Annotated in this window: 15 protein-coding genes and 1 pseudogene; 12 read left to right on the top strand and 4 right to left on the bottom strand. The window is 76.2% G+C overall.

Going from position 1 to position 22,439, the window contains the following annotated elements; all coding sequences use genetic code 11:
• Positions 1 to 417 precede the first annotated feature (417 nt).
• Positions 418 to 4,466 (top strand): annotated as a pseudogene (locus tag OYE22_RS05195) (PHP domain-containing protein).
• Positions 4,463 to 5,719, top strand: coding sequence for a hypothetical protein (locus tag OYE22_RS05190; protein ID WP_277319304.1), 1,257 nt, complete (start codon positions 4,463 to 4,465; stop codon positions 5,717 to 5,719). The pseudogene OYE22_RS05195 and the gene OYE22_RS05190 overlap by 4 nt, the downstream one beginning before the upstream one ends.
• 135 nt (positions 5,720 to 5,854) lie before the next feature.
• On the opposite strand, the gene OYE22_RS05185 is transcribed toward OYE22_RS05190, so the two are convergent.
• Complete coding sequence (locus OYE22_RS05185; protein WP_277319303.1) at positions 5,855 to 6,355, bottom strand: Rrf2 family transcriptional regulator; 501 nt, start codon at positions 6,353 to 6,355, stop codon at positions 5,855 to 5,857.
• Positions 6,356 to 6,507: 152 nt separating this feature from the next.
• On the opposite strand from OYE22_RS05185, the gene OYE22_RS05180 reads away from it, so the two are divergent.
• A complete protein-coding gene (locus OYE22_RS05180) occupies positions 6,508 to 7,248 on the top strand; it encodes an NAD(P)H-binding protein (protein ID WP_277319302.1) in 741 nt (246 codons plus the stop codon).
• A 70-nt stretch (positions 7,249 to 7,318) separates the two neighbouring features.
• Here the strand turns inward: OYE22_RS05180 and OYE22_RS05175 are convergent, their stop codons facing one another.
• Complete coding sequence (locus tag OYE22_RS05175) at positions 7,319 to 7,951, bottom strand: DsbA family oxidoreductase (RefSeq protein ID WP_277319301.1); 633 nt, start codon at positions 7,949 to 7,951, stop codon at positions 7,319 to 7,321.
• A gap of 234 nt (positions 7,952 to 8,185) precedes the next feature.
• On the opposite strand from OYE22_RS05175, the gene OYE22_RS05170 reads away from it, so the two are divergent.
• From OYE22_RS05170 to OYE22_RS05145, 6 genes are all read left to right on the top strand, one after another.
• Positions 8,186 to 9,874 carry a carboxyl transferase domain-containing protein gene (locus OYE22_RS05170; protein WP_277319300.1) on the top strand — a complete coding sequence of 563 codons (1,689 nt, stop codon included), beginning with the start codon at positions 8,186 to 8,188 and terminating at the stop codon, positions 9,872 to 9,874.
• Between the two features lie 619 nt (positions 9,875 to 10,493).
• Entirely contained in the window at positions 10,494 to 11,732 is a 1,239-nt protein-coding gene (locus OYE22_RS05165; RefSeq protein ID WP_277319299.1) for a siderophore biosynthesis protein, read from the top strand.
• 176 nt (positions 11,733 to 11,908) lie between these two features.
• Positions 11,909 to 13,690, top strand: a complete 1,782-nt coding sequence (locus OYE22_RS05160) for an IucA/IucC family protein (protein ID WP_277323986.1) — start codon at positions 11,909 to 11,911, stop codon at positions 13,688 to 13,690.
• Positions 13,691 to 15,679, top strand: a complete 1,989-nt coding sequence (locus tag OYE22_RS05155) for an IucA/IucC family protein (RefSeq protein WP_277319298.1) — start codon at positions 13,691 to 13,693, stop codon at positions 15,677 to 15,679.
• Complete coding sequence (locus OYE22_RS05150) at positions 15,676 to 17,124, top strand: type III PLP-dependent enzyme (RefSeq protein WP_277319297.1); 1,449 nt, start codon at positions 15,676 to 15,678, stop codon at positions 17,122 to 17,124. Before OYE22_RS05155 ends, OYE22_RS05150 begins: the two co-directional genes overlap by 4 nt.
• A 187-nt stretch (positions 17,125 to 17,311) precedes the next feature.
• On the top strand, positions 17,312 to 17,812 hold the full coding sequence (locus OYE22_RS05145) for a DUF402 domain-containing protein (protein ID WP_277319296.1): 501 nt from the start codon (positions 17,312 to 17,314) through the stop codon (positions 17,810 to 17,812).
• A 181-nt stretch (positions 17,813 to 17,993) separates the two neighbouring features.
• Here OYE22_RS05145 and OYE22_RS05140 read toward each other — a convergent pair whose 3' ends face one another.
• Positions 17,994 to 18,668: a response regulator gene (locus OYE22_RS05140; protein ID WP_277319295.1), complete on the bottom strand. Its 675-nt coding sequence runs from the start codon at positions 18,666 to 18,668 to the stop codon at positions 17,994 to 17,996.
• 591 nt (positions 18,669 to 19,259) lie between these two features.
• Between OYE22_RS05140 and OYE22_RS05135 the strand changes: the two genes are divergently transcribed.
• Positions 19,260 to 19,844, top strand: coding sequence for a TetR/AcrR family transcriptional regulator (locus OYE22_RS05135; RefSeq protein ID WP_277319294.1), 585 nt, complete (start codon positions 19,260 to 19,262; stop codon positions 19,842 to 19,844).
• Positions 19,845 to 20,131: 287 nt separating this feature from the next.
• Positions 20,132 to 20,815 (top strand): nitroreductase, encoded by a 684-nt coding sequence (locus tag OYE22_RS05130; protein ID WP_277319293.1) that lies wholly within the window; start codon positions 20,132 to 20,134, stop codon positions 20,813 to 20,815.
• A gap of 270 nt (positions 20,816 to 21,085) precedes the next feature.
• Here OYE22_RS05130 and OYE22_RS05125 read toward each other — a convergent pair whose 3' ends face one another.
• Positions 21,086 to 21,613 carry a class I SAM-dependent methyltransferase gene (locus OYE22_RS05125; RefSeq protein ID WP_348652184.1) on the bottom strand — a complete coding sequence of 176 codons (528 nt, stop codon included), beginning with the start codon at positions 21,611 to 21,613 and terminating at the stop codon, positions 21,086 to 21,088.
• A gap of 169 nt (positions 21,614 to 21,782) precedes the next feature.
• On the opposite strand from OYE22_RS05125, the gene OYE22_RS05120 reads away from it, so the two are divergent.
• On the top strand, positions 21,783 to 22,376 hold the full coding sequence (locus OYE22_RS05120; protein WP_277319292.1) for an XRE family transcriptional regulator: 594 nt from the start codon (positions 21,783 to 21,785) through the stop codon (positions 22,374 to 22,376).
• Positions 22,377 to 22,439 lie beyond the last annotated feature (63 nt).

Raw genomic sequence — 22,439 nt, 5'->3', positions numbered from 1 at the left:
GGCAAGGAGCACGCCGGTGCGCAGCCCGTGGCGCGCCGATCGGGTGAGGGGTCGGGGGTGCGGGCGCGGGGGTGGGACGCGTGGGGCGGGGGCGGAACGTGTTCGTACGGATGTTCGATGAGGGGGGTATGGTGGAAGAGAAAGGTGGCGAGAAATAGTCGGTGAGGTGGGTGCTCTCTCGGGTCGATGTGGACGGCCGCCCGGTGGCGGCGTGGGCGTGAGGCGTGAGGCGCCAGTGCGGGCGGGGAGCCCGGGCGGTGGGGCGGTTCGGCGGCGGCGCGCGGGACGGGGCGTGAGGCCGGTCGTGGGGCCGGCCGTGCGGGGGCGGGGTGATGCCCGGCCCCGGCGGCGTGGTGGTGGTCGGTGGGGCGCGGCGGTGGGTCGTGGTCAGGTTGGCGAGTGAGGAGGTGCGTGCGGATGCCGGGGTTCACGCATCTGCACGTCGCGTCCGGGTTCTCGATGCGGTACGGCGCCTCGCACCCGGAGCGGTTGGCCGAGCGGGCCGCCGAGCGCGGCATGGACGCGGTGGCGCTGACCGATCGGGACAGCCTCGCCGGGGCGGTCCGGTTCGCCAAGGCGGCGTCGGCCGCGGGGGTGCGCCCCCTGTTCGGCGTCGACCTGGCCGTGCGGCCAGCGGCCCCGAGGCCGGGGCGCACCGTCAGGCGGCGGGCCCCGGTACGGGGCGGCGCGTTCGTCGACGAGTCGGCGCCCCGGGTGGTCTTCCTGGCCAGGGACGGCGCGGCCGGTTGGGCCGCGCTGTGCGGCCTGGTCTCCGCCGCGCACGCCGGGGGCGAGGCGCGCCCGCTGCTGCACTGGGAGGACCTGGTGGCCGTGGCCGCCGGCCTGCCCGCCGCGCTCGCGCCGCTGACCGTACTGCTCGGCCCCGAGTCCGACGTCGGCCGCGCGCTGTCCGCCGGCCGCCCCGACCGCGCCGCGCGACTCCTGACCCCCTGGCGCGAACTGTTCGGCGACGCGCTGCGCCTGGAGGCCGTCTGGCACGGCGGACCCGACACGGGGCCGGTACCCGCGCCCGGCTCGGCCGCGGAGCGCGCCGCGTCCACCGCCTCGGTCGTGGCCGCCGCGCAGTGGGGCCGCGCCGGCTCCAAGCCCACCGTCGGCGCCACCACCGGGCCGGCCACGCTCTCCGCCGCCGGCTCGCCGTCCGGCTCCGGGCCCGGGTCGCTGCGGCTCGCCGCCCGTACCGTCGGCTTCGCCGCCGAGCAGGGCGTACGGCCCGTGCTGAGCAACGCCGTGCGGTACGCCGACCCGGGGCAGGGCCCGGTCGCTGACGTGCTGGACGCCGCCCGCAGGCTGGTGCCCGTCCCGCGCGCGGCCGGGGAGCGGGACAGCGGGGAGCGCTGGCTCAAGGACGCGCGGGACATGGCGCGGGTCGCGGAGCGGATCGTGGCAGCGGCCGGGTTCCGGCGGGACACCGCGTACCGGCTGCTCGACCAGACCCAGGCCACGGCCGCCGCCTGCCGGGTGGACCCGGAGGACGACCTGGGGATCGGCAGCGTCCACTTCCCCGAACCGCGCCTGGTCGGCGCCGTCGGGCGCACCGCGGAGCGGACGCTGCGCTCGCGCTGCGCCGCCGCCATGGTGCTGCGCGGCTACGACCGCGACCGGACGCGCTGGGAGCGGCTTGAGGCCGAGTTGGACACCATCGAACGGCTCGGCTTCGCCTCGTACTTCCTGACCGTCGCGCAGGTGGTGGACGACGCCCGTGGGCTGGGCGTGCGGGTCGCGGCGCGGGGTTCGGGCGCCGGCTCGTTCGTCGTCCACCTGCTGGGCGTCGCGCAGGCCGACCCGGTCGCGCACGGGCTCCTGATGGAGCGCTTCCTGTCCGTGCGACGGGGCGCGCTGCCCGACATCGACATCGACGTGGAGTCGGCCCGCCGGCTCGACGTCTACCGCGCGATCTTCGACCGCTTCGGCGCCGACCGGGTCGCGACGGTCGCCATGCCCGAGACCTATCGGGTGCGCCACGCCGTACGGGACGTGGGCGCGGCGCTCGGCATGGACCCGGAGGAGGTGGACCGGCTCGCCAAGTCCTTCCCGCACATCCGGGCCAAGGACGCCCGCGCGGCCCTGGCCGAACTGCCGGAGCTGCGCGGCGTGGCCGCCCGGATGGGCGACCGGGACCGGCTGTGGGACCTGGTCGAGGCGTTGGACGGGCTGCCGCGCGGGATCGCCATGCACCCGTGCGGGGTGCTGCTCTCGGACGCCACGCTGCGCGCTCGCACCCCGGTGGTGACCAGCGCGGGCACCGGCGCGGGCAGCGGCGGGATGCGGGGGGCGATGGGCGCGTCTCCCGACGACGGCGACGGCGGCGTCCCCGGAGGGCCGGGCGGTCTCGGGGGTCGGGCGGAGGGCCGCAGGGCGCGGGCTTCGCCATGTCCCAGTTCGACAAGGACGACGTGGAGGAACTCGGGCTGCTCAAGCTCGACGTGCTCGGGGTGCGGTTGCAGTCGGCGATGGCGCACGCGGCGCGGGAGGTCGTCAAGATCACCGGGCGGCCGCTGGACCTGGACGACCCGGCGCAGGTGCCGCCGGCCGACCCGGCCACCTACGAGCTGATCAGGTCGACCGAGACGCTGGGCTGCTTCCAGATCGAGTCGCCCGGCCAGCGCGACCTGATCGGACGGCTCCAGCCCGCCACGTTCCACGACCTCGTAGTCGACATATCGCTCTTTCGGCCCGGCCCCGTCGCCGCCGACATGGTGCGCCCCTTCATCGAGGCGCGGCACGGCCGCATCCCGCCCCGCTACCCCCATCCGGACCTGGCGGAGGCGCTGCGCGAGACGTACGGCGTGGTCGTCTTCCATGAGCAGGTGATCGAGATTCTTCGGATCATGACCGGTTGCGACCGTGGGCTGGCCGACGAGGCGCGCCGCGCGCTCTCGGACGCCGACCGGCGTGGCCGGGTGCGCGCGTGGTTCGCGCAGGAGGCCGCGGCGCGCGGCTACGCGCCTGAGGTGGTGGCGCGCACCTGGGAGATCGTCGAGGCGTTCGGCTCGTACGGGTTCTGCAAGGCGCACGCCGTGGCCTTCGCCGTGCCCACGTACCAGTCGGCCTGGCTCAAGGCGCACCACCCGGCGGCCTTCTACGCCGGGCTGCTCACCCACGACCCCGGCATGTACCCCAAGCGGCTGCTGCTCGCGGACGCGCGGCGGCGCGGGGTGCCGATCCTGCCGTTGGACGTGAACCGGTCGGCGACCGCCTATCGCATCGAACTGGTGTCCGATGGTGGGGGTGGTCAGGGGGATCAGGGTGGTCGAGGTAACGGAGGCGGCCGAGGCGGCGAAGGCGGTCAGGGTGGCCGAGGTGGCACGTGGGGCGTGCGGCTCGCGCTCGGTGAGGTGCACGGCATGAGCGAGGCCGAGGCGGCGCGCATCGTGGCGGGCCAGCCCTACACCTCGGTGCGGGACCTGTGGTGGCGCGCCCGGCCGGGGCGGCCGGTCGCGGAACGGCTCGCCGAGGTGGGGGCGTTGGACGCGTTCGGCGTCAACCGCCGCGACCTGCTGCTGCACATCGCCGAACTGCACCGGCAGCAACGCGGTGCCCGTGGCGGCGCCCGCGCGGGGCAGCAGCAGCTCTCCCTGGACGCGGCCGCTCCCACGGCGGCGTCGGCCGGCGCCGTGGCGTCGTTCGAGCCCGCCGGGCTGCCCGACCTCGACCCGGCGGAGCGGCTCGGCGCCGAGCTGGGCGTCCTCAACATGGACGTCTCCCGGAACCTCATGGACGACCACCGCGACTTCCTGGAGGAGTTGGGCGTGACGCTCGCGCGGCGACTGGGCTCGGCGCGGCACGGCGAGACCGTGCTGGTCGCCGGGGCCAAGGCCGCGACCCAGACGCCACCGATCCGCTCCGGACGCCGCGTCATCTTCACCACCCTCGACGACGGTACGGGGCTGGTCGACTGCGCCTTCTTCGACGACCCGCCGGCGGAGGAGCGCCGCGCCGGCACCACCCGGGAGCGGGGCACCCAGGACACCTGGAGCGGCCGGGGTGAGCGGCCCGGACGCGGCGACCGGGGGGCCGGGTCGGGCCACGCGGCGTGCGCGTACACCGTCTTCCACTCCTGGCTGCTGCTGATCAGGGGAGTGGTGCAGCGGCGCGGCCCGCGCAGTCTCAGCGTCGTCGGCGCCGCCGCCTGGGACCTGGCCGAACTGGCCGAGCTGCGCCGCACCGGCGGGCTCGAAGCGGTCGCCGGACGCCTCGCCGAAGGGGGCGGGGCGGCGGCCCGGGGCGCCGAGGGGGACGGGGCGCGGGGCGCCGACGCCTCCGGCGCGGAGCCCGCTCAGGCGGCGGGCGGCTCGACCGATGCGCCGGCCGGGGACGCCGGGCGCCGCATCCAGTTGCCCAACGGCTACACCATGCACCCCTGGGCCGACCTCCAGCCCGCCGGCGAACGCGCCGCCACGGGGCGGAAGTTGTGGCACTCCAGCCCGGGGAGCGCGGGATGACGCACGAGGGACGAGAAACAGCCGGAGCCGCTGGAGTTGGCGCCGACGCCGCGGTGGCGACCGGCGCGCGGGAACACCCGCGCCCCGTGGGGCGCCCGGCGCCCGGGCCGGTGCTGTGCGTACGGTTCCACGCGCCCGACGGCGGCCCCCTCGGAGAGGACGTCTACGTGGGGCTGCTCGCGCTGCTCGCCGAGCTGACGCCCGTCGTACAGGCGCTGCCACCCGACGGGGCGCTGGCGGACGTACGGGGCGCGCTGCGGTACTTCGACCGGGACGCCGCCGAGTTGGCGGGCATCGTACGGGTGCGCGCGCTGGCCCGGCACGGCGTGGACTGCACCGTCGGCGTGGCCGCGAACCCGCTGCTCGCCCGGATGGCCGCGGCGCAGCCGCCGGCCGGCCGGCGCGCCGACGGGCGCCCGGACCCCGGGTGCGCCGGCGCGGGGCCGGCCGGCCCCGGGTGCGCCGCGCGGGGCGGGGCAGGCGGTGGCCGACGGAGCGGCGCGCGCGGCGGGCGGCAGGCGGGGGCCTCGGGCGGCGCGTGCTGCGGGCGCCGGGGCGCGGTGCACACGGTGCCGGACGACCCCCGGGCCGTGGCCGCCTTCCTCGCCCGCAAACCCGCCACCGCCCTGGACGGGGTCGGCCCGGTGACGGCCCGCACCCTGGACGCGTACGGGCTCGGCGAGGTCGGCCAGATCGCGGCGGCGCCGCCGGGCACCCTGCAACGCATCCTGGGCGCCACGGCGGGGCGGGCGGTCTACGAGCGGGCCCACGGCATCGACCGGGCCCCGGTCACGCCCAACTCCCTGGCCCGCTCCATCGGGGCCGAACACCGCTTCCCCGGCGACGAGCTGGACCCGGTGCGGCGTCGGCGCGCGCTGCTCGCCCTCGCCGACGAACTCGGCTCGCGGCTGCGCGCGGACGGGCAGGTGGCCCGCGCGCTCACGCTCACCGTCCGCTACGCCGACCGCTCCGTCACCACCCGTGGCAGGACCCTGCCCGAGCCGACCGCGCACACCCCGGCGCTGACCTCGCTCGCGTACGCGCTGCACGAGTCGCTGGCCCTGGAGCGGGCCCGGGTGCGGGCGGTGGCGCTGCGCGCCGAGGACCTGACCGCCGCCGAACGCGCCGCCCGGCAGCTCACGTTCGACCCGGGCGACGACAAGGCCCGGCGGATCGAGGCCGTGACGGACCGGGCCCGCGCCAGGTTCGGGGCCCGCGCGGCCCGGCCGGCGGGCACGGCGGCGGTCGGCTGAGCCGCCGCCGTCGGGGCGCCACCCGCCAGGCGCCGGCGTACGAGTTCCAGCCGGCCCGCGGTCGAGCCCTGCCCGTGGTCGAGCCTGCCCGCGGTCGAGCGAGTCGGCGGTCGCGCCCGCCCGCGGCCGGGCCGGTCAGTCGTCGAGCGGCGCGCCGTCGCCCGGGCCCGTCAGCCAGGCGCGGATGCCGGTGAGCGCGGTCGGGCCGTAGTCCTCGTCCACGCCCCGGGCGAGGTCGGCGATCGACACGTCGCGCAGGGCCGCCCGCCAGGCCGCGTCGGCGCTGGCCATGGCGCGGGAGATGGCGCACGGCCGGGTGCAGCTCTCCGGGGGCGCCGCCAGCGGGCCGCGCTGGCGGATCTCCGTACACACGAACGCGGGCCGCGAGCCGTCCACGGCCTCCACCACGTCGAGGACGGAGATCCGCTCGGGGGCCCGGGTGAGTTCGTACCCGCCCGCCTTGCCCTGGACGGAGTTGACCAGGCCCGCGCGGGAGAGCGCCTGCAACTGCTTGGCCAGGTAGCTGCCCGACACGTCGTGCAGCTGTGCCAGCCGCACCGCGGGCACCGGCTCCGTCGCGGTCGTCAGCACCACGCAGCAGTGCAGCGCCCACTCGACCCCGCCCGACAACTTCATGCTGCACACCTGCCTCGGTGGTGACGGTCCCGTTCCCTTGACTCGGACAAAGAATATCCGACTATTATCTCGGACAAGAATTATCCGAGTTGGAGGCGCGGCCTCCGACCAACACCGGCGTGCCCTCGGGCACTTGCGTGAAAGGCGAGAGCATGAAGCTCACAGTCATCGGCGGGACCGGGCTGATCGGCTCGCAGGTGGTCCGCAAGCTGGCCGAGGCGGGGCACGAGGCCGTGCCCGCGGCGCTGTCCACCGGCGTCGACCTGCTCACCGGCGAGGGGCTTGACCAGGCCCTGACGGGGGCCGAGACCGTGGTCAACGTGGCGAACTCGCCCACGTTCGACGCGGCGTCCCTCGACTTCTTCCGCACCTCGACGGACAACCTGCTCGCGGCCGGCGAGCGGGCCGGCGTCCGGCACCAGGTGATCCTGTCCATCGTCGGCGTGGACCAGGTGCCCCAACTCGACTACTACCGGGCCAAGACCCTCCAGGAGGAGTTGCTGCGACAGGGCCCGACGCCCTACTCCATCGTGCGCGCCACCCAGTTCTTCGAGTTCGTCGACGCGATCCTGTCCTGGTCGTCGGACGAGAGCGCGGTCCGCCTGCCCGCCACCCGCGTCCAGCCGATGGCCGCGGCGGACGTCGTGGCCGCGGTCGTCGACGTCGCCACCGGTCACCCGCTGAACGGCGTGCGCGACGTCGCGGGCCCCGAGGTCTTCCCGCTGGACGAACTCGGCAGGATCACCCTGGCGGCCCGGCACGACGGCCGGCCCGTACGCACCGACGAATCGGCCGGCATGTTCGCCGCCGTCACCGGCGACGTGCTCACCGCGGGGCCCGGCGCTCACCTGGCCCCCACGTACTACCGGGACTGGCTGCGCGACACGCGCTGACCACGGCGGACCGGTCGCCCCGGGGCCGGGCCGCCCCCTTCGTCGCGGCCCGGCCCGGGACGCCCACGTCTCACCCGACCGGCTGCCCCAACAGCTCGAGGAGCGTGTCCACCGACGGCGCGCCCAGCGGTGCGGCCTGCCCGCCGACCACGAACGTCGGCGAGCCCCGCAGGCCGCGCTCCCGCGCCAGGTCGCGGTCGGCCAGCACGCTTCCCGCGTACGCGTCGCTGTCCAGGACCGACCACATCTCCGCGTGGTCGAGCCCCACCTCGCGGCCCAGCGACACCAGCGCGGCGTGGTCGGCCACGTTCACGTTCTCGGTCAGACAGCCGCGCAGCAGCCGCTCGATCATGGCGTCGCCCTGCCCGCGCTCGGCGGCGAGGTGCAGCAGCCGGTGCGCGTCGAAGGAGTTCGCCGGCACCGTACTGGCGGGGCGCAGCTCCAGCCCCTCCTGCTGCCCCAGATACGTGATCATCTCGAACTGCCGGAGCGCCGTTCGCCGGCTCTCGTACACGCCGTACTCCACGAGCAGGTCCGCGATGGGCCCGCTCGTGGTCCGCGGGCTGCCGGGATCGAGCTCCAGGCTCCGCCACACGATCTCCACCTCGGCCCGTCCGTCGAACCGGGCCAGTGCCCGCTCCAGTCGCCGCTTGCCGATGTAACCCCAGGGGCAGAGCACGTCCACCCAGACTTCCACCCTCACCGGAAACCCCCTCCGCTCGGCCGACGGCGCCGTTCCACGGGTGCGATCAGCACCATCAGAAAAACGATGCAACTTCAACCGAACCTGAAGTCAAGTTCGCCTTCCGGACTTTCTCCGAACGGGCCCGGCCCCGCACACCCGTCGGTCGGGCCGGGTGGGGGCCGGAACCGGGCCGCTGAGCTGGGGCGCGGCAAGCGGCAGCGCGGCGGAACCCGGACGTGGCATGGTGAGCCCATGACCGGAACGCACTCCCGTCCGACCGCTCGTGAACTGATCGAGACCGTTATCGCCCCCGGGAGCTGGCGCTGCTGGGACGAGCCGGTCACGGTCTCCCCAGCCGACCCGGAGTACCGCGCCGACCTGGCGCGCGCCCGCGAGCGCACGGGGCTCGACGAGTCCGTCATCACCGGAAGCGGCCTGCTCGCCGGGGCGCGGGTGGCCGTCGTGGCCTGCGAGTTCGGCTTCCTGGCCGGTTCGATCGGGGTCGCCGCGGGGGAGCGGCTGGTACGGGCCGTGCGGCGGGCCACCGCGGAGCGGCTGCCGCTGCTGGCCGCGCCCGCGTCCGGCGGGACCCGGATGCAGGAGGGCACCGTCGCCTTCGTGCAGATGGTGAAGGTCACCGCGGCCATCGCGGCCCACAAGGCGGCCGGTCTGCCCTACCTCGTCCACCTGCGCCACCCCACCACCGGCGGCGTCTTCGCGTCCTGGGGTTCGCTCGGCCACGTCACCACCGCCGAACCGGGCGCGCTCATCGGCTTCCTGGGCCCCCGGGTGCACGAGGCGCTCTACGGGGAGCGGTTCCCCGAGGGCGTCCAGGTCGCCGAGCACCTGTACGCCCACGGCCTGGTGGACGCGGTGCTGCCGACGGCCGAACTGCCCGACGCCACGGCGCGCGCCCTGCGCGTCCTGCGTGGCGGCGGCCCGACGGCCGGCCGGACCGGCGACCACGCGGAAGGGCCGGCCACCGCGACATCACCCGCCGCCGACGTCCCGGCCACCGCGCCGCGCCGCGACGAGGCATTCGGCGGCGGGTCGGCGCCCGAGGCCGCTGAGTCGATCCGGCGCTCGCGCCGCCCGGAACGCCCCGGCGTGCGGGCGCTGTTGCGGGTCGCGGCCGAGGACGTCACGCCGCTGAGCGGCACCGGCGCCGGGGAGCACGACCCGGGCATGCTCCTCGCGCTGGCCCGGGTGGGCGGCACGCCGTGCGTCGTCCTCGGCCACGACCGGGGCCACCCCGATCCCGACCGCGACCCCGACACCGCCCGCCCCGAGGCCGGTGTCGGGCAGCCGCTCGGCCCGGCCGGGCTGCGTACGGCGCGGCGCGGCATGCGGGTCGCCGCCGAGTTGGGCCTGCCGCTGCTGACCGTCGTGGACACGGCGGGGGCCGCACTGAGCCAGGCCGCCGAGGAGGGTGGCCTGGCGGGGGAGATCGCCCGGTGCCTGGCCGACCTGGTGACGCTGCCCGCGCCGACCCTGTGCCTGCTGCTCGGCCAGGGCGCCGGCGGTGGCGCGTTGGCCCTGCTGCCCGCCGACCGGGTGCTGGCGGCCCGGCACGCGTGGCTGTCGCCGCTGCCGCCGGAGGGCGCGTCGGCCATCCTGTACCGGACCACGGAGCGGGCCGACGAGGTGGCCGCGCGCCAGGGCGTACGCTCGGCCGACCTGCTCGCGGCGGGCATCGTGGACCGGATCGTGGAGGAGACCCCGCGAACGCGGGCGCGGGAAGGGGAAGAGACCCAGCGGCGGCCGTCGGACGGCGCCGGCCCGGCAGTGGCGCGGGGGCCCGGCCCGGAGGCGGACGCGGCCGACGCGCCGCACGCGTTCCTGGTGCGCCTCGGCGCGATCCTCGGCGCCGAACTCGCCGCCCTCCGCGCCCAGGACCCCGCAGCGCGCCTCGCCGCCCGCCGCGCGGCGGGCCGCGGCTAGCAAACCCGCCCGGGCCCCTCGCCGGACCCGGCCATCGGGCAGCGCCAGCCCGGGCCCTGGCCCAACCCCACGCCCGGCGACCCGGGTTGTCCCTCCGCGACTCGACACCCGCCACCCGCGACCCACGCTCTCGAACTCCACGGCCCGTGTCCCGCCCACGCCACGCCGCCGCCTCTCCCGTGCCGGGTGGCCGAACGTCGTCGCCGTGCGTGACCCGTCAGGGGGAACGCTCCCACGGGCGGGGGTGCCACTCGATCGGGGCGACTACCGTCAGTGGTGCCGGCCCGGCCGGGCGCCCCCGGCGGGAGCCGACGCCCCGGGTGGGGCCGGGCGCCCGGGTGGCGCGGGGCGCCGGGGGTGGGGGGCGCGGCGAAGGGGGAGCTGATGATGAGGGGGCTGAGGTGGGGCGAGGGGTGACCGGCGGCGTGGGTGGCGCGCGGGGCGTGGGACGGCCGGCGCGCACGCTGCCGGCGGAGGGTGGCCGATGAGGCACCTGACGGCGGAAGGTGCCGAATTGACAGACTTAGGTAAACCTAACCTACTGTCTGGTCGAGCGAAATGATCTCCTCGCTGTCCCGCCCGAAGGGTTCGCCCCTGCGCTGAAAGGCTCCCCCCGCCCGTGCGGCTCCACCTCCTCGCCGTCAACCCCACCGACTCCGTCACGGAGGGGTTCCTCCCCGCCGCCGCCCGGCTCGGCTGCGCCGTCACCGTCCTCACCGACCAGCCGGCCGCCCACGAGCGCGCCTACGACCGGTACGCCGCCGCCGGCGGCACGCTGCCCGAGTTGACGTACCTGCCCTGCGACGTCACGGACTTCCGCGCGGTCATCGCCGCCATCGCGGCCACCGGCAAGCCCGACGCGGTGTTCAGCAACAGCGACCACCTCCAGACGCAGACCGCGCTGGCCGCCGACTTCTTCGGACTGCCGGGAAAGGACTGGCGCGCGGCGCTGCGTACCAAGAACAAGGCCCAACTGCGGCGCGCGCTCGCCGAGGCCGGGCAGGACGTCGTCTTCTCCGCCGAGCTCCACCCGGAGCCGCCCCCGGCCGACCCCGAGCGCCTGGCCCGCGCGGTGCGGCGGGCCGACCCGCCCTACCCCTGCGTGATCAAGCCGCGCGAGGGCGTCGCGAGCGAGGACGTCGCCCTCGCGGCGGACGAGGCCGAACTCCTGGCCCACTGCCGTGAGATAGCGGCCCGGCGTCCCGGCGCCGCCCTGGTGGTCGAGGAGTTCCTGGCCGGGCCGCTGCACACGCTGGAGACCCTGGGCGACGGCGACCTGCTGCACCCCGTGGCCGCCTTCGCCACCGAGCTGTCACCACCACCGCACTTCGTCGAGGAACGACTGCACCTGCTGCCCGGGCCCGCCCCACACGCCGAACAGGTGCTGGCCCAACTGCGCGCGCTGGGCGTCGGTTTCGGCGCCTGCCACACCGAGTACGTGGTGCAGGGCGAGCGCGCCAGGATCGTCGAGGTCAACTACCGGGCCATCGGCGACCGGTGCGACCTGGCCCTGGCCGACGTGCTCGGCATCCCGCTCTTCGAACACGTCCTGCGCACCCACGCCGGCCAGCCCCTGCCCGCGTCGCTGGCCGCCGCCCGCGCCGGCCGGCTGCGTATGGAGTACGTGATCGCCGACCGCGCCGGCACCCTGACCACCGCGCCGGGCCCGAGCCGGGCCACCCACGACGGCGTACGCCTCGACTACCGCCCGCTGCGCGAGATCGGCACCCACCGGCCGCTGCACCACACCAACCGCGACTTCCTCGGCGTCCTGTGCGCCACCGGCGCCGACCAGCGGGCCGTCGACGAGGCCGTGGCGCGCTTCCTGGCCGCCCACACCTGGGAGATCCGGCCGTGAACCGCGCCGCGCCGCGCGGACCGGGCGGCCCCGACAGTCCGTGCGAGCCGGCGAGCGCGACGACCCCCACGGAGCCGGACGGGGCACGGAGCCGGGCCGCCGCCGACCCGGACGACGGGGCAGGGAAGGCGGCCGGCGGGCCGCACGACGCGGTCGCGGGCGACCTGTTGCTGCGGGTGCTCAGCACGCTGCTCCGGGAGGACGCCTACGGGCTGCGCTCCGGGGCCCGCCCGGTGCGCCGCGCCGACGGCGACTGGCTGCGTCTGGACCTGCCGGACGGCCCGGTGCTGCTGCCCGTGGAGGCCGACGGCTTCCAGTGCGAGGTGCGCGCCCGCCGCCCCGTCCTGGAGGCCGAGCACGGCACGTTGGCCGGGCTGCGCCCCGTCCTAGGCCGGCTGCGGGCCGCCGTCGAGCCCGTGGACCGGCCCGGGTTCGACGCCTTCGTCGCCGAGTGCGAGCAGGAGGTGGCCACCCTCCGCCTGCACGCCGAGGCCCGCCCCGACGTGCTGCGCCAGGTGGCCGCGCGGTACGGGGCGCGGCCGGCCAGCCACTGGCGGGGCCTGGCCGGCTCCCTCGCGTACGACACCCTCGCCGCCCACCGCGACCACCCGGTCTACCCCACCGGGCGCGCCAGGCCCGGCCTGGAGGTGGCCGGACTGCGGGCGCACGCGCCGGAGTTCCACCCCGCGTTCGCGCTGCGCTGGCTGGTCGTGCCGCGCGCGGCGGTGCGCGCGGGCAGCGGCCCGTTGCCCACCTGGTGGCCCGCGCCCGGCGCGCTCGGCCACGCCGGCGCCGACGGCGACCACATCGCCCTGCCGGTCCACCCGCTCACCGTGGGCCCACCGCTCGCCGAGGCGCTGCGCGCGGCCGGCCTCGCCGATCGGGCGCGCCTCGCGCCCCGGACCTGGCTGACGGTGCGGCCGACGCTGTCCATGCGGACCGTCGCCGTCGTCGACGACCCCACCGTCCACCTCAAGCTGCCGCTGACCACGGCGACCCTCGGGCGCCGCAACCGGCGCACCATCAAGCCCGGCACGCTCACCGACGGGGCCGCGGGCCAGCGGCTGACGGCGACGCTGCTCGCCCGCGAGCCCCGGTTCGCCGACAGCGTCCTGCTCGCCGACGAACACACCTACCTGCACGCCGGGCACGAACTGCTCGCCGCCCTGGTGCGCCGCTACCCGGCCGGCCTGGACGGGGCGCGGGTGGTGCCGTTGGCCGCGCTGGTCGCCCGTGGCCCGGACGGCTCACTCGTGATCGACGCGCTGGCCGACCGCTTCTACGGGGGCGACCTGCTGGCCCTGCTCGACGCGTACTTCCGGCTGCTCTTCGACTGGCACGTCACGTGCTTCGGCTACGGCGTGGGGCTCGAAGCCCATCAGCAGAACACCTCGCTCGTGCTGGACGAGCACGGGGGGCGCACCCGGCTGCGGCTGCTCGTCAAGGACCATGACGGGCCCCGGGTGTACCGGGCCCGCCTCGCGGCCCGCCTCGCCCCCGACGCCCCCGCCACCGACGCCCCCGGTGCCCCGAGTGGTGCCGCCGTGCCGAGGCCGTTCGGCTTCGACGACCCGCGCATCCTGGTCGACGGAGACGGCCCCGTCGCCGACGTGTTCACCACCATCGCGGTGCACCTGTGCGCCGGGGCCCTCGTCTTCGAGCTGGCCCGCGCCGGCCGCGCCCCGCTGGGCACCCTCATCGACCTGCTGGTCGGCCGCCTCACGGAGGCGATCGACCAACTGGGCCCGGCCGCCGCCCCCGTGCCCGGCCCGGCCGCGCTCGCGGCGCCCGGCACCGTGCTGCGCGCCCGGGTGCTGGACGCCGACCGACTGCCGGTCAAGGCGATGGTCACCGCGGGCACGCTGCTCGCCAAGGAGCGTTCGGGGGCCGCCGACGTGAACAAGCACTACGTCAGCGGCCCCAACTACCTGCTGCCTCCCTCACGCTGGAGCCGCTGAATGTCATCCACCCTGCCCCGCGTCGCCGCCCCGGCCCTCGTCTCGGCCGACGAGGTGGTGGCCCACACCCTGCTCAACTGCCTGCTACGCGAGATGTCGGGCCCCGAGCGCCACACCGCGGTCAGCGAAGGGCACTTACAGCTCCGCATGCCGCGCAGCGGCGTCCTGTTGCGCGTCCGGTTGCGCCGCACCTCGCTGATCGGCGCGCACCGGTTCACCGGGCCCGTGACCGAACGCCGCGGCGACGCCTGGGCCGAACTGTCCTGGCGCGGCCTCGCCGCCCGCGTGGACCGGGAGCTGCGGCTGCGCACCGGGGTGGCCAACGACGAGTTCATCGAGCAGGTCGGCCTCAGCCACGCCGGCGTCACCGCCGCGCTACGCCACACGACCACCGACCCGGACCACGCCGCGCTCCCCTCCCCAGCCACCGGCGCCGACCACCCGGGCGCCCCGCCCGCCCGGACCGCCGGCACGCCGGGCCGCGTCCCCGCCCAGGACCCGGCCGCCGCGGCCGGGCGGCCCGGCCCCCGCACGCCGTCCGGGCACCCGCCCGAGCCCGTACGGCGCCAGAGCGCGCCGCACCCGCCGGCCGGGACGGGGCGGGTCGCCGGGCCGCTCCCGTACGGGCACGGCGCGCGCCGCGACCGGAACCTGACCTACCTCGCGTCCGAGCAGTCGCTGCTGTTCGGCCACCGGTTCCACCCCACGCCCAAGGCGCGCTCCGGCAGCGCGGACGGCTGGCGCCGGTACGCGCCCGAGACCGGCGCCCGCTTCCCGCTGCACCACCTCGCCGTGCGGGCCGACCGAGTGCGGCAGGAGGCGGTGTCCGAGGACGCGTTGGCCGCCCTCGACCGACAGCGCCCGGTCCCCGACGGTTACCTGCCCCTGCCGGCGCACCCCTGGCAGTACGCCATGCTGCGCGACCACCCCGCGCTGCGGGCCGCCATCGCCCGTGGCGACGTCCGGGACCTGGGCCCCGGCGGGCCGTGGTTCACGCCGACCGCGTCGGTGCGCACCGTCTACGACGGGCGCGTCTTCCTGAAGTTCAGCCTCAACGTGCGGATCACCAACTGCCTGCGGAAGAACGCCGAGTACGAACTGGCGGGCGCGGTGGCCCTCACCAGGTTGCTGGAGCCGGTCGCCCGCGACCTCAGCGCCCGATTCCCCGGCTGCGAGCTGCTGCGCGAGCCCGCCTACCGCACGCTCGCGCTGCGCACCGGCGACCCGGGCGCCGACCGTGAACTGGCCGAGGGGTTCGGCGTCATCGTCCGCGAGGGCCTGACCGACCGGCTGGCGCCCGGCGTGACCGGGCTGCTCGCGGCCGCCGTCGCCGACGAGTACCCCACCGGTGGCGCCCAGATCGGCCGCCTGCTCGCCACGCACCCCGAGGGCGCCGGACCCGAGACGGCGCTCGCCTGGTGGGAGGCGTACCTGCGACTCCTCGTGCCACCCGTACTCGCGGCGTACTTCGACCACGGTGTGGTACTCGAACCGCACCTACAGAACGTGGTCGTCGGCGTGGACGGCGACAACTGGCCGCGCCAGGTGCTCTTCCGCGACCTGGAGGGCACCAAGCTGCTGGCCGCGCGGCACGCGGGAACCCTCGCGGCGCTGCCGGCCGACGTCGCCGGTCCCATGACCTACGACGCCCCCCGCGGCTGGGACCGGGTGGTCTACTGCCTGCTGGTCAACCACGTCGCGGAGCTGCTCGCCGCGCTCGCCGACCTCCACCCCACACTGGAACCCGCGTTGTGGCGGGCCGTGCGACAGGTCCTCCTGGAGCGCTCCGCCGCGCACGGTGAGCCGGCACCCCTGCGTGCCCTGGCCGCCGGGGCCCCGCTGCCCGCCAAGGCCAACCTGCTCACCCGGTGGGGCCGCAAGGCCGACCGGGAGGCCGGGTACGTTCGCATCGGTTCACCGCTCGGCTCCGCGCTGTTGTCCGAGGCCGCCCGCGAGGCCGCCGCCACCCTCCCCTGGAGTCCCGCATGACCTACCCGTACCGCCCCAGCTCGACCAGCCCCGACAACCCCGGCCCCAACCCGGGTTGCCGCCCCGACGCGCCCGCCGCACCGCTCCTGAACCCGGCCGACGCCGCCCACGAACTGGTCAGCCCGCGCGCCCTGACCCACGTGCGCGGCCTGCCGCCGGACGACCTGCCCGCGTACGTGTACGACCTGGACGGCCTTGAGGCGCACGTCGCGGCCGTCCGCAGCGCGTTGCCGCCCGCCGTGGAGCTGTACTACGCGGCCAAGGCCAACCCCGCCGCCGAGATCCTGCGGGCCATCGCCGCCCACGTCACCGGCTACGAGGTGGCCTCCGGCGGGGAGCTGGCCCACGTCGGGTCCGCCGTGCCCGGCGCGCCGCTGGCCTTCGGCGGCCCGGGCAAGACCGAGGCGGAGCTGCGCCGCGCCCTCGACCTCGGGGTGCAGCGCTTCCACGTGGAGAGCGAGCACGAACTGCGGCTGCTGATCGGCCTGGTGGCGGCCCGCCCCGACGCGGACGCGCGCCCGGTCGGCGTGCTGCTGCGGGTCAACCTGCCGGCCGAACCGGACGCCGGGCCGCCCGTGGGGGGCCACGGGAGCCCGCAGCGCGAGAGCGACAGCGAACACGTCCCGACGCAGCGGGTGGCCCCCGAGTCCGGCCCGGGCGCCAGCCCCCGGCCGGCGCTGGCCATGGGCGGCCTGCCCAGTCCCTTCGGTCTCGACCCGGACCAGCTCAGGCGCCTGCTGCCGGCCTTCGCCGAGGAGGGCGCGGCCACCCGGGCGGGCCTGCGGCTGCGCGGCATCCACGCCCACCTGGCCAGCGGGCTCGACGCGCGGGCGCAGCTCGCCGTGGCCGGCCGGATCGCGGGCTTCGCCCGCACCCTGGCCACCGAGGCCGGCCCGTGGTTCGCCGCGCAGCTCACCGAGGTCAACGTCGGCGGCGGCATGGCCGTCGACTACGGGCGCCCGGGCGAGCGCTTCGACTGGGCCGCGTACGGCACCGGTCTCGGCGAACTCGCCGCCCGCTACCCGGAGTTCACCCTGCGCATCGAGCCGGGCCGGGCGCTGGCCGCGTACTGCGGCTGGTACGTGACCGAGGTGCTCGACGTCAAGCACAGCCAGGGGGAGGCGTTCGCGGTGCTCCGCGGCGGCACGCACCACCTGCGCACCCCGGCGACCAAGGGCCACGACCAGCCGTTCGCCGTGCTGCCCGTGGACGAGTGGCCCCGCCCCTGGCCCAGGCCGGCCGTGACGGGCGAGCCGGTCACCCTCACCGGCCAGTTGTGCACCCCGAAGGACGTGCTGGCCACCCGGGTCCCGACGGAGCGGCTGCGCGCCGCCGACCGCGTCGTGTTCGCGCTCGCCGGCGCGTACGCGTGGAACATCTCCCACCACGACTTCCTGATGCACCCCCGGCCCGTCTTCCACTACCTGGGCAGCGCCCCGTACTGACCGGTGGGCCGGGCGATAGCCGGGCCGGGAAAACGGGTGGTCCGCGCGCCCGGCGATGGGGCAGGGTCGAGCGCCGGCCGCCGTACGGCCCGGCCGGGCGTCGGCCCGCCCCGCCGGGCGCGGGCCAGGTCTCGGCGTACCTGGGCGCGAGCGCCGGCGCACGGTTCGTACGCGAGAGAGGTTGCACATGGCACACACCCTGCTTCCGGGTGGCGCGGTGACGGTCAGGCTGGTCAAGGGGGAGCGGCCGAAGGTCAGTTACCCGGCCGAGGTGCTGGGCGACGACGGCGGGCACGTCGTCGTGCGCGCGCCCTGGGCCGGCGCGGGCGTCCGGGACTTCGGCTTCGTCCGCTTCGAGCGCGGCGACGTGTTCACCGAGCACTACTGGCGCGACCGCTGGTTCGCCGTCAAGGAGGTGCGTGCCGCCAGTGGCCAGCTCAAGGGCTGGTACTGCGACGTCACGCGGCCGACCCTGGTCGAGGGCGACACGCTCGTGGTCGACGACCTCGACCTGGACCTGTGGCGCTCGGCCGACGGCGGCACGGTGCTCCGCCTGGACGAGGACGAGTTCGCCGAGAGCGGCCTGACCGAGCGCGACCCGCACGCGGCGGGCCGGGCCCGGGCGGCCCTGGACGAGTTGGAGGAGCTGGCCCGCACGGGCGGCTTCGACGCGCTGCTGGCCTTCTAGCGGCCCGCCACGCCTCGGCCGGCCCCTGGGGGTCCCAACGGGCCACGGCGGCGCCCAGCGGGCCGTGACGGGCGTCCCGCGCCCCGTGCCGCGGCGGTGGGGCCCGGGGCGCGGCGGAGGGGGGAGCGGCGCGGGCCGTGCCGGGGCCCCGACCGCCCCCGCGTGCCGCCGGGTTGGACGCTCAGGCCACCCACCGGTAGCGCCGCTCGGGCCGCCCCGTCCCCCCGTAGCGCAACGTGACGTCGGCCCGCCCCGTCTCGGCGAAGTACTCCAGGTAGCGGCGCGCGCTCACCCGGGACAGCGTCCCGGCCGCCGCGCACTCCGAGGCGGACAACCCCTGCGGGTGCTCGCGCAACACCCGTTCCACCAACTCCGCCGTGTGCTGCGCGAGCCCCTTCGGCAACTCCCGCGAACCCGGCGGCCGGGTGCCGAAGATCTGGTCCACGTCCTCCTGGCTCGCCTCGTCCAGGCCGGCCAGCCGGCTGCGCAGCGCGCCGATGTGCCGCAACTGCTCCTGTAGGGCGCTCTGGTGGAACGGCTTGATCAGGTAGTAGAGCGCCCCGGAGCGCAACGCGGTGCGGATGGTGTGCGCGTCCCGCGCCGCCGTGATGAACAACGCGTCCACCTGGTGCCCCGGGTCGCGCGCCCGCAACTCGCGCAGCACGCTCAGCCCGTCCATGTCCGGCAGGTAGACGTCGAGTAGGACGAGGTCGGGCCGCAGTAACTCCGCGGCGCGCAACGCCTCCGATCCGCTGTGGGCCACTCCGGCCACGGTGAACCCCTCCGTGGCCGCGACGCAGCGACTGTGCAGCCTGGCGACCATGAAGTCGTCGTCCACGACCAGGACTCTGGTCATCGACGTCCCCCCTTGCTTGTGCGGCCCGCCCTGGAGCGGACGGTGGCTGTGCTCTTCCCCCACGGCGGACGTGAACTCAACGACCACAACGTCTTTTAATACCGGAAGCGAGACAATGAGGTAACCCACGGGCAGCATGTGGGCCACGTCACGGCCTCCCCGACCGTGCGAGGCGGTCGGTGTTCCCCCCGGCACCGACCGCCTCGTCCCTTCTTTCGGAACCGCTCCACCCTCCTCGTTTCCCCCGTCCGTGCGGCGCCCATCGCGACCGCACCACAGACCACAACCCCCGGCCGAGCCCCGCTCCCCCCTCACGGGGCACGGCAGTTCCGCCCTGGCGCGTTTCGAACCCCCCCTCCGCGCGCCAGGGCGGATTTTTTCGTGCGCGGGTGCCTCCGGGCCGGACTCCGGCGGTCACCCGCGCGATGCCGTCGGCGCCGCCGGGCCGAGTTGACCCCGCCGCGTACCGATCGGTACAGTCGCCTGCGTACCGATCGGTACGCGTGGTGGACGCACCCGACGGGCGCGCCGTCGCCACGCGTTCGCGCGGGGCGCGACAGCGGGCCCGCGCAGCGAGGAAGGGGCGCACGGATGGTCGACGGCAGCGGTACCCGCTCACCGGCGGGCGAGCGGGTCTGGCACGCCGCCTGCGAGCTGTTCTCCCGCGACGGCATCCGCTCGGTCGGCGTGGCGGAGATCGCGGCGACCTCCGGCGTCGGCAAGCCGAGCCTGTACCGCAACTTCGGGTCCAAGGACGACCTCGCCGTCGCCTACCTGCGGGCCCAGGCAGTCGCCGGGCTCGCGTCGTTCGAGGCGGCGGAGCGAGTCTGTCCCGGCGACGACCTGGCGCAGCTCCGGCACGTCATCGCCCGGGTCGCGGGGGAGATGGGCACGCCCGGCTACCGTGGCTGCGTCGTCGCCAACGCCGCGATCGAGTTCCCCGACCGGGACCACCCGGTGCGGCAGGCCGTCGACGAGCTGAAGGCGGAGTACCTGCGCCGGCTGACCGCGCTGGTCGCGCGGCTCCCGGTGGACGACCCGGACGGCCTGGCGTACACGCTCCAGATCCTGATGGAGGGGGCCAGCGCCACCGCCCAGTTCCACTCGGTCGAGCGCTCCCGGGCGACGCTGATCGAGGCTACGGACCGCGTCATCGCCTCCCACCTGCGCAAGTAACCACAGCTCCGCCGCGGCGGGTCTGAACCGTCACCACCACCACCACCGCCCGTCGGCTCTCACCTCGATCCGCCCCGACCGCGCCCGAAGCCGCCGGGCGCCGTCCCGCGCTGCCGTACGCCCACCCGCCGTGCGCCCGTCACCCGCGCCCCCCGCATCCACGCGTACGCCCCCGAGCACGCCCAATCCATGGCGTTATATGCGCGTTTATCCACCCACTCACCCGCACTCACCCACCCACTCACACCCACCATCCGCCCGCCCACTCACTTACTAGGAGTGCCCCCATGACCATCACCGACCTCCGGCCGGAGCACGCCGAGCGCCTCATCCGCTCCCGGCGCGCCGTGCGCGCCTACCGGCCCGACCCCGTGCCCGACGCGACGTTGCGGAGCATCTTCGCGCTGGCCGGCGCGGCGCCCTCCAGCTCCAACACCCAGCCCTGGCAGGTCGAGGTCGTCAGCGGGGCGGCGCGGGAGCGGCTCAGCCGCGACCTGCTGGCCGCCGCCGACGAGGGGCGGCTGTCCCTCGACTTCGCGTACGACGACGCCATGTACACCGGCGTCCACCAGGAGCGGCGCAGCCAGGCCGGTGCCGTGATGTACCAGGCCATGGGCGTCGCCCGGGACGATCTGGCCGGGCGGGCGGCGGTGAACCGGGAGAGCCTGCGGTTCTACGGCGCCCCGCACGTCGCCCTGCTCTTCATGCCGCCGGACGCCGAGGAACGCATGGCCAACGACGTCGGCATGTACGCCCAGACGCTGCTGCTGGCCATGACCGCGTACGGCGTGGCCAGTTGCCCGCAGGGACTGCTCGGCTTCTACGCGGACACCATCCGCGCCTCCCTGGGCATCGACGAGGGCAAGCTCATGTACGGCATCTCCTTCGGCTACGCCGACACCTCGTCCCCGTGGAGCAACATCGCGGTTCCGCGCGCTGAACTGAGCGAGACCACCCGCTTCCACCGCTAACCCGCCGCCGACCCGAGTCCGGATGCGGGGCCGGAAGCGACGTAGGCCAAAGCTTGGTGGGGCTCGGCGGGTTCAGCCTGTGGCGCCCGGGCCGCGCCGCCACACTCGCACCGTGTTGTCCCGCCGACTGGCCGCCTGTCCGTCGGGTCCGGTGAGTTGGCGGTCGTACGTCCTGGCCACCCGCACCTCCCAGTCCTTCGGCGGCAGCGCGAGGTCGGCCAGGACGTCGTCGGGGGTGGGGAAGACGACGTGCGGGTCCGGGTCGGTCTCTCAGGACGGCCAGCCCGCGTGGCCGACGATCAGCAGGGTGCCGCCCGGTGCCACGGCCGCGGCGGCGGTGCGCAGGATCTGGCCGCGAGGCAGCTCGACCGGTGAGTGCAGGAAGTGCGCGGAGACCAGGTCGAAGGTGCCGGTGGGGAAGGAGCGGGCCAGGTCGTGCCGGTGCCAGTCGACGAGGTCGCCGACGCCGGCCGCTCTCGCGTTCCGTGCGCCGCGCAGCAGCGCGGTGGGGGAGACGTCGACGGCGGTGACCCGCCACCCGCGCTGAGCCAGCCAGATGGCGTCACCCCCCTCGCCGCAGCCGAGGTCGAGGGCGCGGCCGGGCGGCAGGTCGGCCACCTCGGTGCGCAGGGCGTCGTTGGGCTCGCCGCTGAACAGCCGCTCGCCAGCCCGGTAGCGGGCCTCCCAGAACTCCTCCGCCGCGCCCTCCTCGGACGCGGCGGGCCCGGGGCCGCCGGATGGTTCGGCGGCCCTCTCGGCGACCTGTTCCGCGGTCTGCTCGGCGGTTTCCTCGGTCATGGCGTGCTGCCCTTCGTCGCAAGGGGGGCGCGGGCCCGGCGCGGGCGTGCGCCGGCTGGGTGGCAGCCGGGTGGCGCGCCACGCGCGCCCGGTGTCGCGGTGGTGGGGCCACCCTGCGCCGGACCGCGTCAGGTTGACAAAGAGCTTTGCCAAGGCAGCAAATGGAGCCATGGGTGACGAGAGCCTGGCGGACGTACTGACCGCCGTGGGGCCGCGGCTGCGCGCGCTGCGCACCGCTCGCGGCCTGACGTTGGCCCAGTTGGGCAAGGAGACCGGAATCTCGCTCAGCACGCTCTCCCGGCTGGAGTCCGGGCAGCGCGAGCCCACGCTCAAGCTGCTGCTCCCGCTGGCCAAGGCGCACGGCGTGCCGCTGGACGAGCTGGTCGGCGCGCCCGCCACCGGCGACCCGCGCGTCCACCCGCGCCCCTTCACCCGCCACGGGCAGACCTGGATTCCGCTCACCCGCTTCCTGGGCGGGCTGCACGCGTACAAGCAGATCCTGCCGGTGCGCCCGCCCGACCAGCGGGGCCGGCCGGAGCAGGGCAGCCACGAGGGGTACGAGTGGCTGTACGTCCTCTCCGGCAAGCTGCTGCTCGCGCTCGGCGACCACGACCTGGTCATGGGCGCCGGCGAGGCGGCGGAGTTCGACACGCGCACCCCGCACGGCGTCGCCAACGCGGGGGACCACCCGGTGGAGTGGCTGGCGTTGTACGGGGCGCAGGGCGAGCGGATGCACGTACGGGCCCGGCCCGCCAGCTCGTAGGGCGGGCGGCCCGCTTCTCCCTCCGAGAGCGCCCGCCACCGGGTGGCGGCCGCCGGGTGGCGG

Source organism: Streptomyces sp. 71268 (assembly GCF_029392895.1).
GTDB lineage: Bacteria > Actinomycetota > Actinomycetes > Streptomycetales > Streptomycetaceae > Streptomyces.
The sequence above is the reverse complement of the archived record's forward strand: the minus strand, read 5'-3'. Positions and strand labels throughout refer to the sequence as shown.

Coding starts and splice junctions, on each gene's coding strand:
- OYE22_RS05190 (WP_277319304.1), top strand. CDS start 4,463: ATGACGCACGAGGGACGAGAAACAGCCGGAGCCGCTGGAGTTGGCGCC.
- OYE22_RS05185 (WP_277319303.1), bottom strand. CDS start 6,355: ATGAAGTTGTCGGGCGGGGTCGAGTGGGCGCTGCACTGCTGCGTGGTG.
- OYE22_RS05180 (WP_277319302.1), top strand. CDS start 6,508: ATGAAGCTCACAGTCATCGGCGGGACCGGGCTGATCGGCTCGCAGGTG.
- OYE22_RS05170 (WP_277319300.1), top strand. CDS start 8,186: ATGACCGGAACGCACTCCCGTCCGACCGCTCGTGAACTGATCGAGACC.
- OYE22_RS05155 (WP_277319298.1), top strand. CDS start 13,691: ATGTCATCCACCCTGCCCCGCGTCGCCGCCCCGGCCCTCGTCTCGGCC.
- OYE22_RS05150 (WP_277319297.1), top strand. CDS start 15,676: ATGACCTACCCGTACCGCCCCAGCTCGACCAGCCCCGACAACCCCGGC.
- OYE22_RS05145 (WP_277319296.1), top strand. CDS start 17,312: ATGGCACACACCCTGCTTCCGGGTGGCGCGGTGACGGTCAGGCTGGTC.
- OYE22_RS05140 (WP_277319295.1), bottom strand. CDS start 18,668: ATGACCAGAGTCCTGGTCGTGGACGACGACTTCATGGTCGCCAGGCTG.
- OYE22_RS05135 (WP_277319294.1), top strand. CDS start 19,260: ATGGTCGACGGCAGCGGTACCCGCTCACCGGCGGGCGAGCGGGTCTGG.
- OYE22_RS05130 (WP_277319293.1), top strand. CDS start 20,132: ATGACCATCACCGACCTCCGGCCGGAGCACGCCGAGCGCCTCATCCGC.
- OYE22_RS05125 (WP_348652184.1), bottom strand. CDS start 21,613: ATGACCGAGGAAACCGCCGAGCAGACCGCGGAACAGGTCGCCGAGAGG.
- OYE22_RS05120 (WP_277319292.1), top strand. CDS start 21,783: ATGGGTGACGAGAGCCTGGCGGACGTACTGACCGCCGTGGGGCCGCGG.